General features: G+C 44.3%; 10 protein-coding genes and 1 other RNA gene. 6 read left to right on the forward strand and 5 right to left on the reverse strand.

Annotated features, from left to right (window positions below):
* Window positions 1-863 precede the first annotated feature (863 nt).
* Window positions 864-2,330 (reverse strand): Do family serine endopeptidase, encoded by a 1,467-nt coding sequence (locus tag HMPREF0645_RS06420; protein WP_007174109.1) that lies wholly within the window; start codon window positions 2,328-2,330, stop codon window positions 864-866.
* Between the two features lie 337 nt (window positions 2,331-2,667).
* Between HMPREF0645_RS06420 and rnpB the strand changes: the two genes are divergently transcribed.
* The 3 genes from rnpB (at window position 2,668) to HMPREF0645_RS06430 (ending at window position 3,949) form a co-directional block, all read left to right on the forward strand.
* An RNA gene (gene rnpB, locus HMPREF0645_RS12995) (RNase P RNA component class A) lies at window positions 2,668-3,043 on the forward strand.
* A 44-nt stretch (window positions 3,044-3,087) separates the two neighbouring features.
* Window positions 3,088-3,528 carry a hypothetical protein gene (locus HMPREF0645_RS06425; RefSeq protein WP_007174110.1) on the forward strand — a complete coding sequence of 147 codons (441 nt, stop codon included), beginning with the start codon at window positions 3,088-3,090 and terminating at the stop codon, window positions 3,526-3,528.
* 13 nt (window positions 3,529-3,541) lie between these two features.
* Entirely contained in the window at window positions 3,542-3,949 is a 408-nt protein-coding gene (locus HMPREF0645_RS06430) for a YkvA family protein (protein ID WP_007174111.1), read from the forward strand.
* Between the two features lie 88 nt (window positions 3,950-4,037).
* On the opposite strand, the gene HMPREF0645_RS06435 is transcribed toward HMPREF0645_RS06430, so the two are convergent.
* Both HMPREF0645_RS06435 and HMPREF0645_RS06440 read right to left on the reverse strand, forming a co-directional pair.
* Window positions 4,038-6,248: a tetratricopeptide repeat protein gene (locus HMPREF0645_RS06435; RefSeq protein WP_007174112.1), complete on the reverse strand. Its 2,211-nt coding sequence runs from the start codon at window positions 6,246-6,248 to the stop codon at window positions 4,038-4,040.
* Window positions 6,249-6,295: 47 nt separating this feature from the next.
* Entirely contained in the window at window positions 6,296-7,213 is a 918-nt protein-coding gene (locus HMPREF0645_RS06440; protein WP_007174113.1) for an ABC transporter substrate-binding protein, read from the reverse strand.
* A 222-nt stretch (window positions 7,214-7,435) separates the two neighbouring features.
* On the opposite strand from HMPREF0645_RS06440, the gene radA reads away from it, so the two are divergent.
* From radA to HMPREF0645_RS06455, 3 genes are all read left to right on the forward strand, one after another.
* Window positions 7,436-8,845: a DNA repair protein RadA gene (radA, locus tag HMPREF0645_RS06445; protein WP_007174115.1), complete on the forward strand. Its 1,410-nt coding sequence runs from the start codon at window positions 7,436-7,438 to the stop codon at window positions 8,843-8,845.
* An 84-nt stretch (window positions 8,846-8,929) separates the two neighbouring features.
* The gene (queC, locus tag HMPREF0645_RS06450; protein WP_007174116.1) at window positions 8,930-9,658 is read left to right on the forward strand and encodes a 7-cyano-7-deazaguanine synthase QueC; all 729 of its coding nucleotides are present in this window, start codon (window positions 8,930-8,932) and stop codon (window positions 9,656-9,658) included.
* A gap of 164 nt (window positions 9,659-9,822) precedes the next feature.
* Window positions 9,823-11,073: a phosphoglycerate kinase gene (locus HMPREF0645_RS06455; RefSeq protein ID WP_007174118.1), complete on the forward strand. Its 1,251-nt coding sequence runs from the start codon at window positions 9,823-9,825 to the stop codon at window positions 11,071-11,073.
* Between the two features lie 181 nt (window positions 11,074-11,254).
* Here the strand turns inward: HMPREF0645_RS06455 and HMPREF0645_RS06460 are convergent, their stop codons facing one another.
* Together HMPREF0645_RS06460 and HMPREF0645_RS06465 are read right to left on the reverse strand one after the other, a co-directional pair.
* The gene (locus HMPREF0645_RS06460; RefSeq protein ID WP_007174119.1) at window positions 11,255-13,408 is read right to left on the reverse strand and encodes a RagB/SusD family nutrient uptake outer membrane protein; all 2,154 of its coding nucleotides are present in this window, start codon (window positions 13,406-13,408) and stop codon (window positions 11,255-11,257) included.
* Between the two features lie 16 nt (window positions 13,409-13,424).
* Window positions 13,425-16,475: a SusC/RagA family TonB-linked outer membrane protein gene (locus HMPREF0645_RS06465; RefSeq protein WP_007174120.1), complete on the reverse strand. Its 3,051-nt coding sequence runs from the start codon at window positions 16,473-16,475 to the stop codon at window positions 13,425-13,427.
* Between the last annotated feature and the right edge of the window lie 391 nt (window positions 16,476-16,866).

Below are 16,866 nucleotides of genomic sequence, written 5' to 3' on the forward strand. Positions count from 1 at the left end.
AAAAATAAGTTTGCCTTCGTCCAAAATACGCAAAATCTGCGGTAGTTTGTAAATGACTGACAGTCAGTGTCTTTGAGAAAACAGCCTTTGATCTCCTATTTTGTGGCCTGCGATTGAGTATCGAACGGCATGATGATAAGGCTTCAATCGCAGTGTGTGTGAGGCTCTTCCGCGCTGCCGATAAGGCCTAAGCATGCTATGAGAAAGCACCAATCGCAGCCTTCTTATGATTTTTGGGAATACTCGACTTGGTTTTGACAAAAAAAATTAGCCCTTTTTGCTCTGGATGACTCGAAAATAATGATCAAAAAACAGTAATTATATTTTATAAAATAAAGAATGAGGAGGGAAGAGTGAAGAGTGAAGAAAGGAGAGGGAAGAGTGAAGAGTGAAGAAAGGAGAGGGAAGTGTGAGGTGTGATGAAGGAGGAGCAGCGAATAAATAAAGACTACTTCACCGGATTCAGGAATTGTCTGAGTGCAGTAGAAATTTACACGTATGAACTTTTATGCCTACATCATATCTTCCTGTTTTTACTCCTATTTGCAATTACATGGTTACCACAATCGCAAGGACCTACAGTATCCCCCAAAAGAAAATACCTACTAAGCCTTTAGCTCCCCCATTAAATATCAGCTGAGCACTACTTCGTAAAGGTGGAAGCAAAGATAACATCCTATATTAGTTAAAAAAACCGTTTCAGCATTTTGATTGTATGCTGAAACGGTTTCTATCTTGATGTAAAGGGCATTCCCGAACATTGGCTGTGCTAATTGTCAGCAGATGTTGGGCCTTACACGGATGTTCAAATATTGTGATATATAGCTCTTTTATTCTGTTGGAATACTCATGATAAATTTGTGTTACTCAGCCACTTTAATAGCCTTGTAATCGGTCTTGCCAGACGGCCACATACCTGTAATAAAGAGCACAGGATTCTTACTCAGAGAAGCCTCTTTCACTGCATTCTGGAGATCAGAGATTTCTTTCATGGGTCTATCGTTAGCACTGATAATGATAAATCCATTTCCAATACCGCCATCCTTGAATGCTCCATTTTTCACATCTTTCACCTGAAGACCGTAGTTGATACCAAGCTGCTTCTTCAGGTTGTTGTCTACCGGCATCACCTTTGCACCAAGAACGTCGAGATCTGCTGTCTTCATCACCTTGGTGTTACCCTGCTGATTCTTCAACGTCACAGTCTTACTCATCTTCTTCTTGTCGCGTAACCAGTTAATAGTAGCTTTGTCACCCGGACGTTTCCCATTCATAATCTCTTGGAGATCCGACATCTTAGAAACTCTTCTGCCATCGACTGTCGTAACAACATCGCCTTCCTTAAGGCCAGCCTCAGCACCGGCACCATTGTTTTCAACCTCAGCGACATAAACGCCTTCATTCGTTCCAAAGTCGGGCACATCCTTGTCGTTTCTCTTTTGATTATCAATATATTTCAACAAGTCGCTGCCCTTAATACCCAAGAACGCACGTTGTACCGTGCCATACTTCTTGATATCGGCCACTACCTTGTTCATAATACTGGTGGGGATGGCAAAGCCATAACCCGCGTAAGAACCCGTCTCAGAATAGAGCATGGCATTGATACCGATAAGTTCTCCCTTGGTGTTAACAAGGGCACCACCGGAATTGCCGCGGTTGATGGCTGCGTCGGTCTGTATAAAACTCTCCACACCATTCTGATAGAGCGAACGTCCTTTGGCGCTTACAATACCAGCAGTCACTGTATTATTCAGTCCGAATGGATTGCCAACGGCAATTACCCACTCTCCTACTTTGATTTTATCAGAATCGCCGATAGGAAGGGTTGGCAGGTTCTTGCCATCTATCTTGATAAGAGCAAGGTCAGTAGTGGGGTCAACACCTATAATACGGGCATTGAACTCTCGGTTGTCCTCAAGTGTCACGGTAAGTTCGTCAGCACCATTCACTACATGATTATTGGTCACAATATATCCGTCCGAACTGATGAGCACGCCAGAACCGGTAGCCTCACGTTTGGGGGTGCGTACCTGTCGGCGCTGCTTGCCTCCGTTGCCCTGCGGGTTGCCAAAGAACCCAAATGGGTCGGAGAAGAAATCGGAGAACGGGTCGCTCTCCACTTCAATAGTCTGTGTTTTGGAATTCTGCACATATTTAATATGTACAACTGCGGGAAGCGCCTTATCGGCTGCATTGGTCAAGTCCACCGGCACACCCGACTGAGCCACCTCGTTGGTCATGGCATTAACTCTAATAAACGAGCCGGCAGAAAATGCTAAGGCAACAATACAAATGCCTGCTAGCAGATAACTGGAAAACTTTTTCATACGTTTGTTTTATAATTTAGTGTTTATCAATTTTGCTGTTACTCAACGCTGCCTGTCTTCATGAAAGTAATTGATGAAAGCTGTCAGCATCAGTTCAAAATAAACATTGCAAATATAGGCGCAAAAATCCTCTTTGTGTCATTTTGTCGTATCTTTTTATTCGATTTTAACACTTTGATTTTAACACTTAACGGCTCTTAAGTTGTGAAGCGATTTATTTTACAAACTTTTAATGAGAGGATTGCGATGCTTAGCGCTAATTCCAATTAAGAAGTACAAAATATTGGTTGCTTTTTTGTTTATTATGGATATAATTATTATTTTTGCAGACAGCAATACAGTGCCCCGGCACCATCGCTGGCATCCAAGGAGATGCGAGAGGAAAGTCCGGGCAGCACAGGGTGCCCCACTTCTGAAAGTAGAAGCTATTGGTGACAGTAGGTGAAGGTAGAAGAAAATAACCGCCACTCCTTGTGGGTGGTAAGGGTGAGAAGGTGGTGTAAGAGACTACCGGGTGACGGGTGACCGCCATGCCGTGCCGTCTGGGGGCTGCAAGTTCATGTATACCGTCGTAATAAGGGTTGCCCGCCCGATGCTCGCGCAACGACGGAGGGTAGAACGCTTGAGTTGCAGGGTGACTTGCAAATTAGATAAATGATGGGCTCCTTTCTTCGGGGAGGATACAGAACCCGGCTTATAGGGACACTGTCTTGCTTTTTTACCGAACATCATCCATTTGGAAGTTATTAAATATATAATGAAAGAGTTACACCCCAACATATTAAACGACTATGAACATCAGGTGAACAAGCTTATAGAACTGCACCGAGAGGAATCTGACTTTCCAGAGATGGAGAGTTTTGGTGTTAACCGAGAGCTGTTAGATGATTATCTGTTTAACTACCAAGCCATTCTTGACAGTGAGGGTTCACAACGCTCACAACAGACTGTCTATGGCATCATTGCCTTGGTTCCTGTTATTGTTCTCAGTGCTTTCCCTATACAACTCCTACCTTGGAAAAACGAAACGCTTACGCTGTTGGTGGGCATTGTTGTTGGAGTTGCGTTATCATTGATTATTAAAGGCATAAGGGTTGTCATGAAGAGAAGAAACCTTCAGCGGCACAAAGACTCTAACCCTGATGTGGTGGCATATGTTGATGCCGTGATAAATTATCATAACAACAAACAAGATTAAATATTTGAATGTCATGCGTAAAATAGAACTTCAGGACTTCATGAAATACAAAGACAAATTTACATCCAACGGATTTGTTGAGAAAATCTCTCGGATAGCTAAACGTGCCGGTGCCAAATTTGTTTATGCAGCTCTTATACTTTTCTACACACTGGAAAGTGACAAAGTGTCGGTGAAAGACAAGGCAATAATCATTGGTGCCTTGGGTTATCTCATCAGTCCACTCGATGTGGTACCCGATGCTATTCCCATTGCCGGACTGGGCGATGACCTGGCCGTGCTTATCTATGTGTTGCATAAGGTATGGGGGGAGGTGTCTGAAGAAGTCAAGGCCAAGGCACACAACAAATTGAGCAAATGGTTTGATGAGGACGAAATTGACGAAGCCAACAATTTGTTTGACAACTCTAACCAAGATTAGACAGTTCGTCCAAGAACCAAATAAACATGGCCAATATTTTGTAACTATCCGAAACGTGTCGGCTTATACGTTCCCAAGTCCAGCTTGGTTACCCCATAACCATTTCTGCTACCATCTTCCGATCGGTGTCTTTCACACCGTATTTGACTAACAGCGGCAGGTCTTTTTCAAATTGACGCATCAGGTCATCGGTTGATTCCACAACGTTTTCGGATGTGGCGATGGACTGTTTAATTAGTGTGATGGCCATGTCTACCCTACCCGCAAACCAATTGCAATAGCCAGCATTGAGGAAATCAGAAGCATCGCACATCTTATTGGCCAGAATGCTCTGGTAAAGTTCGTCTGCCTGATCAATGTTCTTTAACCAAAGATGTCCCCATGCCAAGGCCCGTTTCACGTTTATATCCTTCTCATTTTCATAATCGAGCCGGAAAAGTAACTTCATGCCTTCTTCTGCATTGTCGGAGTTGATTTGTGATATGGCCAAGTTGAGCGCAATGCTTCGGTTGTCGGGATACTGATATAAAAGCTGCTTGTAGAGCCGAGCAGCCTCAGCGTAATCTTCCACATAGAAACTGGCTTGGGCATAGCCCATTATTGCCCGTTGGTCATCGGGAGAAACGTCGCACAGTTGGGCATAGATGGCCTGCGCTTCGATGTATTTATGTGCACGCATCTTGAGACCAGCTTCCATACGCATATCTTCGATGTTGTTAGCTTCTTTGTATGAGTAAAACATCTGTGAAAGAGAAGAATACATTTTTTTCTTCAACAAAAACTTCTGGATATTTCGAGCTTCCTTGCCCATCTGCTTTCTGAACACTTCATTGGTCATAAACAGAAATCTTGGACTCTCGAAAGGATTATCGAACATGGCATGCGCATCGCATAGTGAGAAGAAACGATAGAGATCCTGGAGATACATCCGACGAATGTAACTTGAGTCTTGTGTGTTTATTTGCTCCTCTCCCATTCCCATCATGGCCACATTGCCGGAATTGAGCATTTCCTTGATGTTAGCAGGAATGTTATTATAAACTTTTGCCATACCCAGCACAAAACTGTACTTGTCGGAGTCGCAAAACGACCCACTCTTCAAAATGGTCTCAACCATATTGGAATGAAGGAAGTCAGGAGCCAGATGCTGCAAGTGTGGATGATCCGTCGAGAAGGGTATGAACCAGTTGGGAAGCGTGTAGAAGAATGAAAATCGCTTCATCTGCGAGAAGCCTCCGAAATAAATATCTACACCTTGGTCGCGCATATCCATCATCTTTCGAATGCTTTTCTCCATCTCCTCCATCTTCTGGTCTGCGGCATCGGGATTCAGAATATCCTCGATCGTATTTTCTTCTTTTTCCCTAATCTCAAAGCCATCGATTTCAAAACTTTGATTTCGCAGCAAGGTCGGCATAATATCTCTCTGTAACTTCTCGTTATCACGCTTGGCATTGCGGCAATACACCATTTGTATTTGCAACTCATAGAGTTCTCTTTTTATAGACTTATCGTTCAAGAACTCCTGAATGTGCTCATAAACCTGTGGGAACATGGAAAGACTCAGACTATCAAGCGCAAATACCCATCCTACCAAGGCACGTTGCTTGAGATACACGTCCTGTGCATGTTGGTGGATGTAAATCATGGTGAGCATACGTTCCGGATCGCCCGAAATCATTGCCCCCAACATGACTGCAGAAATCAAGAGCCGTGCGTCTTTGGAATCGATGGTTGGGGATACCAGCATCCGAGCCATATTCATACCAATATCGTGTGTCCAATGATGAGATAAAAGCAGTGAGTTAAAAACTGTTTGGATGTATTGGTGATGAGCAGAGTACAAGTCGATTAACTTCGTTTTTCTGATATCCTCCGGTTCGAGGGATGCCATAGCAACGTCAGAGACGAAAGCCTCCAGTTTATGTCTAATTTCTTCAACGTCTAATTGCACGGCAGATTTAGCAGGAGTATATTTGATAACTGACGGGTCGTATGCTTTGCGGTAGTCCAGTTCAATGTCGCGTAAGAGCACATAGAGTTTCCCTAACAGACTATTATACAGTTCCTCACGCTTATCGTCCTGGTATCCTTTCTTCAGAAATTCGCACATCAATAGGTAGTTCTTCTCTATTTCTTCAAGCCTGCTACCCAACGAATCAAACTGAAAGTTGGTCAAAAACGCCCGTATGCCTGCTATGGCCTTACCTAAATATCCAGACCCTGTGATGCTCTGTTGTATTTGTCGGAGTTGTTGAAGTTGGGATGTCCAGTCGGACGGTTGCTGAAAGTTATTCATAATGGAGAATAATAAGGATGAAGAAAGTAACGGCAACAGATTAAAAATTAGTTCCAGTACCGTTTCGCACGTGCCACATCTTTTTTGCGCGGTGGGACTGCATGTTGAAATTGCAGTTTTGGCAAAGCTTTTATGGTTCTGTCATCGACATGCATGTATTTTTTGATAATGCCGTGATAGTGGACTACCCCGTACTTATTGATCGAATCACAAATCTGATTGTAAACTTTGACAAAAGAGTCGAGCTGTGCCTGACGATTCTTGTCCTTTAAAGCTTTTTCTCTAAAGGCCAACACTCCCAAACGAATATCCTTGTCTCGGCTATCCATCAAAACTATGTGTTTGAACAGACGTGCTGAAGTTGCCTGTGGTTCAGTTAATAATGATGCATCCATCTCGTTGTTCAGAAGCATTTTTAAGCGAATATCCACATCATTTATCTGTACACGATAAACGTCAAACTTAGGTTTGACACTGTCTATAGCAAGGCCTGCCAAATAATCGGTGGCTGAGTAGCGTGTTATAGCAACCATCTTGTCTGACATCTGTTTAAGCTCTTTAACACGAGCCAGACGGTTAGATATAAATTGCCAATAGCTGTTGGTGGCTGCTACGTAGCGCAGCGCAATGCCACCTTTCCTGAGTCGTTCGGCACGAATAAGATCTGTTACAAATCCTTCAACATGGGCGCCCGCTATTAGAGTGTCTCCGTCTAATTGAGATTTTCTTGTACGAAGATGCACGTCGACACCTCCTTTCTGAAATAGACTGTCTTCCATGGCAATGAACAGTGGAAGGCAGTCCATCGTCGGTGTAGTGGCAATCTTCAGCGCTGCCGAGTCTCTCCGTGCCGTCTCGCGGTGTTGTTTCCGCGTGAGAGCCTGTTTTTGCTCGTATGATTGTCCGCAGCCTAAAAAAACAAGAAGCGTTACGAGCGTCATTATATATAACAACAGTCGGTTCATTTGATTGCAAAGATAATAATTATATTTTGCAAATACTGGAAAAAAAGATTACTTTTGCAAAGAATAACAGCAGGGAGTTCTACGAACTTGCGGATATGCAGGGAAGGATAATGGTCGATGCCTGCTTCCCGAATCCCTTAAACTACAGGTAAGAAAACAACTCGAACTGAATTGTAGGGTCAATCAATAGAGAACTCCTTTAAATTTTTAATCCTAACAAATATGGCAAAAGACAAGACGATGTATGTTTGCAGTAATTGTGGGTATGACTCGTCTAAATGGCTGGGCAAGTGTCCCGCATGTGGCGAATGGGCATCGTTCAAGGAGATAAAAGTTGCCAACACTTCGGGCACAAGCGCAGCCAAGAGTGCGGCCATGACAATTCGACACGGTGACAAGCATCCACATCTTCACCTCGACTCCCAAAACAAGCCCCTTCGACTACATGACATATCTTCCAAAGATGAACCTCGAATTGACACCCATGACGCCGAGTTTAACAGAGTGCTGGGTGGTGGTATCGTGCCGGGAAGCATCATTCTACTGGGTGGAGAGCCAGGCATTGGCAAATCGACGCTTACCCTCCAGACCATTCTCTCAATGACTGAACGGCGCATTCTCTATGTGAGCGGAGAGGAAAGCGCACATCAAATCAAAATGCGAGCCGAACGCCTGAACCCAGTCAATCCCGAGTCTATCTTTGTATTGTGCGAAACCTCGTTGGAAAACATCTTTGGACATATTCAGGAGGTAATGCCCGAACTACTCATCATCGACTCTGTCCAGACCATTTCCACTGAAACGGTCGACTCATCGCCGGGAAGCGTGACACAGGTGCGCGAATGTGCCTCTGCCCTACTCCGCTTTGCCAAAACCAGTGGCGTTCCAGTTGTCCTCATTGGTCACATCAACAAGGAAGGCACACTGGCCGGTCCTAAAATTCTGGAACATATTGTAGATACGGTGATTCAGTTTGAAGGAGACCAGCATTACATGTATCGCATTCTACGTAGCATAAAGAATCGCTTTGGAAGCACATCGGAACTGGGTATATACGAAATGCGGCAAAACGGACTGCGACAGGTTTCTAACCCTTCAGAATTGCTGCTCACCGAAGACCACGACGGACTGTCGGGTGTAGCTATCAGTTCGGCTATAGAGGGTGTCCGGCCCTTCCTTGTAGAAACGCAGGCTCTTGTATCATCGGCGGCTTACGGCACTCCCCAGCGTTCGGCTACAGGTTTCGACCAGCGACGACTGAACATGTTACTTGCCGTATTAGAGAAGCGCGTTGGATTCAAACTCATGCAAAAAGATGTTTTCCTCAACATAGCCGGCGGATTGCGGGTAACTGATATGGCCATGGATCTCAGTGTGATAGCCGCCGTACTTTCCAGTAATGTCGACACACCTGTGGAGTCAGGCTGGTGTATGTGTGGCGAGGTAGGTCTGAGCGGCGAGGTACGCCCTGTGAGCCGTGTAGAGCAACGCATTGCCGAGGCCGAAAAACTTGGCTTCAACCATATCATCTTACCTTCGCACAATGTGAAAAATCTCAATGCCACGAAATACAACATAGAGCTTCATCCTGTGAAAAAAGTAGAAGGGGCATTGAGATATCTTTTCGGATAAATACCCAAATATCCACCTCAGCGAAATTATGCCGATGTACTAAATCAAACATTCAATATTGATATTGCTATATAATAAAGTTATATGATTGACAATACTAATCAATGTAAGTCCTCCACTCCCCTCAAGGGACTTGATGTGTCTTCTTCAGCAAACAAACGTGACGCTATAATTATCGTAAGCGGTGGTATGGATTCAATTACCATGCTCTACGAGTTTCAAGATCGTATTGCCTTGGGGCTTTCGTTCGATTATGGAAGCAATCACAATGCAAGAGAAATTCCGTATGCAGAGATGCATTGCAAACGACTCGGAATCCCCCACATCATCATTCCTTTGGATTTTATGTCCAGATATTTTAAGTCAAGCCTGCTTGAAGGAGCGGATGCTATTCCAGAGGGAGACTACAACGAGGTTGGCATGAAGTCTACTGTGGTACCCTTCCGCAATGGTATTATGCTAAGCATTGCAGCCGGCATGGCCGAAAGTCAAAATCTAAAATATATTATGATGGCTAATCATTCTGGCGACCACATCATATATCCCGATTGCCGTCCAGAATTTATTCGTGCCATGTCAAAGGCAACCCAAACCGGGACTTTTCCTGGGATAAAGATTCTTGCTCCTTACACCGATATCACCAAAGGTGACATTGCCTGTCGTGGCAAAGCGCTGGGACTGGATTATACCGAAACTTGGAGTTGTTATAAAGGCGGTGAAAGGCACTGCGGCAAATGTGGCACTTGCCTTGAACGTATTGCAGCACTCAAGGATGCCGGCATCAAAGATCTCACGGAATATGAAGAAGAATAGCTTATTGTTTGACTCAAACATTTTGCTACATCTGCATGACAAATAGTTAGTTATTGTGCGAAAATAACAAAAAACAACAATGCGCTTTCCATGTTGTCCCATAAATTGCTTATCTTTGCATCATTACAGCATGGATCAATTGATAACTTTAAAATAAAGAAAAAATGACAATCGAACAATTTAACTTTGCCGGTAAGAAGGCTATCGTTCGCGTAGATTTCAATGTGCCATTGGACGAAAATGGTCATGTAACAGACGACACTCGTATTCGTGGTGCCCTTCCCACTCTGAAAAAAATACTTGCTGATGGCGGTGCCGTTATTATGATGAGTCACATGGGTAAGCCTAAAGGTAAGGTTAATGAGAAATTAAGCTTAAGCCAGATTACTGACAACATTTCGAAAGCTCTTGGCGTGGAAGTTAAGTTTGCTAAAGATTGTGGCAATGCAGAGACCGAAGCTGCTAACCTGAAGATGGGAGAAGCTTTGCTGCTCGAGAATCTCCGATTCTATCCAGAGGAAGAGGGCAAACCATCTGGAGTTGAAAAGGGCACTCCCGAATATGAAGAAGCCAAAAAGACTTTGAAGGAGTCACAGAAGAAGTTTGCTAAAAAGCTGGCCTCATACGCAGACGTTTATGTAAACGATGCATTCGGCACAGCTCATCGCAAGCACGCTTCCACTGCTGTTATTGCTGATTTCTTTGATGCTGATTCCAAGATGCTTGGTTTCTTGATGGAGAAAGAAGTTACGGCAATCGACAATGTATTGAAAAATGCCCAGCACCCTTTCACTGCTATCATTGGAGGTTCCAAAGTTAGTTCTAAGCTTGGCGTAATCAAGAACTTGCTTGACAAGGTTGACAACCTGATTATTGGTGGAGGTATGGGTTATACCTTTATTAAAGCTCAGGGTGGCAAGATCGGCAAGTCACTCCACGAAGATGAGTTGATGCCAGAAGCTCTCAACGTGATGGCTGTTGCCAAAGAGAAAGGCGTAAACCTTTCACTTTCTGTGGCTACGCTTTGTGGAAAGGATTTCTCAAACGACACAGAACGCAAGGTATTCCCAATCGACCAGATTCCTGATGAGTGGGAAGGCATGGATGCAAGTGAAGAAAGTTTGGAAGCATGGAAGAAGATTATTCTCAGCTCTAAAACAATTCTTTGGAACGGGCCAGTTGGCGTGTTCGAGTTGGAAAACTTCGCCCACGGCACTGGTGAGATTGCCAAGTATGTTGCCGAGGCAACTCAGAAGAACGGCGCATTCTCACTTGTAGGTGGTGGCGACTCTGTGGCTGCTGTCAACAAGTTTGGCCTGGCTGATCAGGTTTCATACGTCTCTACCGGTGGTGGAGCGATGCTTGAGGCCATCGAAGGAAAAACCCTTCCGGGTGTAGCAGCCATCAAAGGCTAAAGCTTTACGATTCAATCACAATTCTCACTTCTAACGTGAGAAAAAATATGAAGCGTCTTTCCCAATAACGGGAAGGACGCTTTTTATGTCGTGTAAGGAAAGCATGTGAGACCTACAAAAAGAGTGTCTTAGACTTCCTAAGACACCCCTTGTTATTACGTTTCTGATTTAGATCGCATGATTAATAGCCCGGATTCTGCCACATTTTATCTGAGACATTATTATATTGTAACACCCCATCAGCATTTTGCTTATACGACTCGCCCGAGAGGTTTGTCACGGCCTCCAATTCGTAAAGTGGAATTGGTCGATAATAGTGCTTGAGTGCAATGTTGTCTGAAGATTGTGCATTGTAAGACTTCACGTGATCGATGAGTTTATGAGTACGCTTCAGATCAAACCATCGCTGGTACTCACCACACAGTTCAAGTGCACGCTCCTTCAAAATCGTCTCTATGGTTACAGTGCCGTTCAACGTGTTGTCCTTGCCGGCAATGGCACGAGCGGTGCGCAATTTGTTGAGCGTGGCCAAAGACGCGCTGTTAGCACCGGTTTTCATCTCTGCCTCAGCTTTGATAAGATACATTTCAGCCAATCGCAATACCATAAAGTCACGGTATGAGATGTCGTATGTGGGATATTCGGGATCATATTGGTCGTCAAGAAACTTCTTGATTCCTGGGAATGAACACCAACCACCAATTTTATAGGTGTTGTAGCGCGTGTCACCATACACATCGGATTTGGGTTTGGCTAACTCCGTAGGTTTGGCAGTTGCCGGATCCATGGATGTGTAAACGGGGATATCGCCACCACTTGCAAACTGTAGTCTGTATTTGTTTTTTGCCTCGGCTTGCAATGCCTTACCCTCTGGAGAATTCCCGTCAAGAAGGCTGAAGCGGATAGCTGCTCCACCACCATTGAAATAGTTGCCATCAACAGCGTAAGCCTTTTCATAGTCCACAAACGGCTGGTCACTCATGTCCGGATAGTTTTTGGCATTTTTTGACAGCTCTTCAGGTATGCGGTAACTTGTAATTATGGTACCATTGTACCGTTGGTCGGTTTCCTTCACCTCATCAAGAATAGTCCATAGATACAAAGATGGCAAATAGCGTGTAAAACCACGCCCGTATGGAGAGTAGTATTTGGCAATGTCAACCCCTTTACCCGTTTTGGCACTGGTAATGCTTGCATTGCTTGGCTTGGTGCAGCGCACAAACACTTGAGTATTCTTCGTGCCGTTTCCGCCAAGGTCCGTTGCTCCGTTATTCCACATCGGAACAAACATCAGCAACCCTGCATTGCCGCCATTAGAATTGTAGCCCTTGCGCGTAAGCAAGGAGTTGAACTGGTTGTGATTGCCATTGGCATCAACACTGAAACGATAGGGAACACAGTTATCAAAACCAGCCGAAAGTACATTGTTATAATGAACACTAAACAGGCTTTCCTTGTTGTTCTCCTCATTCTTCATATTCCATGTGTCAGAATACCGACTATAGAACGAAGCACCTGAACTGTTGATAACATCGTTGGCTGCATTAAGTGCCTCTGTGTAAAGGTTTCCATAGCCTTCTACGCTTGATTCCCCAAGCCATGATGCTGCATAGAGAGCCACTCGAGCATAAAGGGCCTTAGCAGAATAGTAATAGGCTCGTCCTGCCCCTGTGGCATCAGCCTGTGTCATAATGCCCGCAGTCTTATATTTTTCCATGGCAAGCTTCAGGTCATCTAATATATGCTTGTAGACAATTGGCTCAGGTTGGCGAACAGGAGTAGTACCGTAGTTCTCGTTGGTGATGGGTTTGTCGTTGTAAGGGATAGGTCCCCACAAGGCAACCATCTGAGAATAATACAGCGCACGGAGGAAAAGGGCATCACCCTCGTAGGCTGTTTTCTTGGCATCATTAATGACCGAACATTGAGATACATATTTCAACGTGTTATTACATACATCGATACCAGCATAGAATAATTCCCAATATTGATCTAAACATGGGTTATTGTTCACAGCCGCCGTACCCGACTTGGAGTCGAAACCAAAACTCTCAGCAGTCATATCATAGCTACAAAGCGACTTCTGCTTGTTATCATATCCATAATAGAAAAGGTCAGACCCCATTTCCGAGAGTCCTAAGGCAGGCTCCTTACCCCACCAGCCACGAGTGTATGAATACGCTGAGTATACCAGTCCATCGATACCCGTGACGGTATTGTAAGCCAAATCGGCCGTTTCGCCTGTCTTGTTATCTTCTTCCAAATAGTCGGAACAAGAGGTTGTTGTCAGGCCAAAAGCCAAAACAGCAAATGATAAGCTTAATATCTTTTTCATAATGATAGTCTTTCGGTTAGAATGTTAAGTTAATGCCAACAACAACTTGTTTGCGCAATGGGAAAGAAACGCTACCGCCACGTTCCGGGTCATAGTTGTTGAATTGACTGAAAGTAAAATAATTTCTCATGGAGCAATACACGCGAGCATTGCTCATGAATGCCTTGCGTAGCAGGGTCTTGGGCAGTTGATAAGCCAAAGTAATATCCTTGATCTTGAAATAGTCGGCTTTCTGCATACAAAGAGCATCTTTGTAGCTGATGGCACTTGTACCCTTTCCACCCGGTGTAGGCATTTCAGCACCCGTATTTTCAGGAGTCCAATAGTCGAGATCGCCCCAGTTAGAACCGTCATAGGTATAGAGGCCATAGCCCTCATAATACATGTAGCCTCCCAGACGAGCCATCATTTGTACAGTCAACGAGAGATCCTTGTATGAAAATGTGGTGTTCAGACCAAGAATAGATGTTGGAGAAAGGTTATAAATGATTTTATCACTTTCATCGATCATGCCATCTCCATCTTGATCCACTATCTTTGGTGTACCAGGGTTACCATAGTCTGCGTACGGCTTGCTGAATGTTTTACCCTGCTTCGTATAGTTGTCTTCAACATACTTATCAAATTCTCCAACATTCCAACATTTGTTGGTTTCGTATGCATAGATGGCAGAAACTGGTTCATCCAATTTAAGAATAGAACGACCGTCGTCCTTAAGATACTTTTCAATGCCCTCCGAAAGTTCATCAACATAATCGCGGGCAAATGTGGCAGACGCACTGAGTTCCCAACGGAAGTCTTTGTACAACACGGGGACTGCACCGAGGGAAAGTTCCAATCCGTGCCCACGGGTCTTGCCAACATTGGCTATTTGACTCACATAAACATTGGAGGCCGGTGCGGTTTTGTAGTAAAGCAGGTCTGTTGTATGGCTTGAGTAGTAATCGATGCTACCAAAAACACGACTATTGAGGATAGAGTAGTCAAGCCCGAAGTCGAGCGACGATGTTTTTTCCCAAGTCAGATCCTCATTGGCCATGGTCATCGGAGCTTTCTCTGTAGAGCCTTTAACGATGGACGAAATGGTGGCAAGCGTCATATATTCACTGATGGCAGAGTTGCCTGAAACACCCCAGGACACACGGAATTTCAAGTTGTCGAGCCACGACTTAGCATCCTGCATGAATGCTTCATCAGAAATACGCCAACCCGCACTGACAGAGGGGAAGTATCCCCACTTGTGACCTTTGGCCAAAACTGAAGAGCCATCGGCACGAAGTGAAGCCTGGAACAGATACCTTGAGTCATAGGCATAGTTGACACGACCGAAGAATGACACCATGTTATCTTTAACATAAGATGAAGACGTGGTTGGCGAGATAATCTTAGAGACATCGTAGAACGACCCCTTGCGGTAGTGTTCCTTGCCCGCATCTCCTGAAATACCAGAGGATTCACCCACCATCTGGGTCATTTCATGACCAAGCATGAAGGTAAAATCGTTTTTCTTAGCCACATTCATCGAATAACTTGCCACATTTTGCCATACATATTTGGTATTGGTTGATCGGTCGTTACGAATGAAGGTGGTACTCGGTGACTGATAGCGTCCTTGACTCTCATAGTCCTGATACAGACCATCGCGCGAGGTAGATCGGTCGAGGGTGAATTGAGACTTGAACAGAAGTGACTTGATCGGCGTGAGTTCTATGTAAGCGCTACCAAAGAAACGTGAAGTCTCCGTGTTACGCTGGAAATTACCATCCTCGTCGAGCAGTGGCGAACAGTGGGCTGCATACCATGGGTTGGGTTGCTTATTGATGGATCCATCCTTGAGGTAAGCATGTGTAATCGAGGTCATCTTCTGGGCTTGGCTGTACACTCCTCCACTTCGCCGGTCGTTGTTTCGGTAGGTATAGGTGAGACTTGTACCCACCTTGACTATCTTATTAATGCGATGATCAATATTTGTACGGCCTGTGTAACGATGGAACTTGTCATATTTCATCATGCCATTGTCGGTCATACTGGCTAAAGATAAGTTGAAATTGGTCTTCTCACCACCACCTTGCACAGAGGCTTCGTAGTTTTGAGAGACACTGTTATCCATGATGAGGTCGAGCCAGTCGGTGTACGATTTGTCCTTGTAAATGTCGAGTGTCGACGTTCCATCATCCAATTTTTCGCCTTCAAGAACATTCTCGGCTGTAGTGGTGCGGGCTTCAGCCGTCCAATTGCCAGTCTTCAACATGTTATTATAGTCCTTGGCATCGATTAGGCGTTGCACCTCTTTATCCCCATACAAAGGCTTTGTAATTCCCGTGGGACTATTGAAAGAGAGAAAAGCATTGAAATTTACCTTGGTTTGTCCTGCCCTACCACGTTTGGTTGTAACAATGATCACACCATTAGCTCCTTTCGTACCATATATGGCCGTGGATGCAGCATCTTTCAAAACGTCTATAGATTCAATATCGGTTGCCGGAATGTCAAGTTTTGAACCATATTCCACACCATCTACAAGAATCAGGGGGTTATTGCTGGCAAGCAATGATCGGTTGCCGCGAAGTTTCATCTTGATATTTCCACCAGCCTGGCCATCTGACTCTTGAAGGTCGATGCCAGGAATTTTGGCCTGCATGGCCTGAAGGGCATTGGGCGCAGCTACCTGTGCGAGATCAGTAGATTTCACGCTGGCAACAGAGCCCGTGAGATCTTTCTTTTTCATAGTACCATATCCCACAACGACGACTTCGTCGAGTTGTTGATTATCGGCAATCATCTGGATATCAAAACTGGAACGGTTACCAACGGTTACACTTTGCTCCCGAAAGCCAATGTAACTGATTGTAAGCTTAGTGGATGGGTTGGCATTCTTGACCGTGAAATTACCGTCGATGTCGGTCACAGCTGCCGGTTGTCCATTAGCCAGGATTGTGACGCCTATCATAGGCTCGCCCGTAGCATCCTTGACATTGCCTGTGATTTGTTTTTGCTGTGCGAAAACAGGCGAAGAAAACAAAACCACACATAAAGCCGTAGCGGCTCTTTTTCTTGTTAGATACATAAATGTTGTTTTTAGTTTATAATTGTTTGTAGATTACTGTATTATCTATTCCATTAGATAGCTTTCCCATTAGAATCCAATGGGACACTTCGTGTTCCAAATGGACTGTAAAGAGACGAAATATTTATGGTTCTGTAGCTTTTGATTTGTTTTGTTTGCAAATTTAAACAGAAAAATGTTTTAAACAAGATTTTTTGTCTGTTTTTATTAAAAAATATTTCTACACAACGTTCGCCAAGGCTATGGTTCTTTCCTATAATGATAGGATGATACCCATGACTTATTGTTATGATGGTATTGACTTGAGTATACGTCCTTTCAAAATTGTAAAATATAAATACTTGTTTTCGATACTTTTTTTTCGATCCATTTAGAGAGAAAAACGCCATCT

Origin of the sequence: Hallella bergensis DSM 17361, assembly GCF_000160535.1 — a bacterium.
Taxonomy (GTDB): domain Bacteria; phylum Bacteroidota; class Bacteroidia; order Bacteroidales; family Bacteroidaceae; genus Prevotella; species Prevotella bergensis.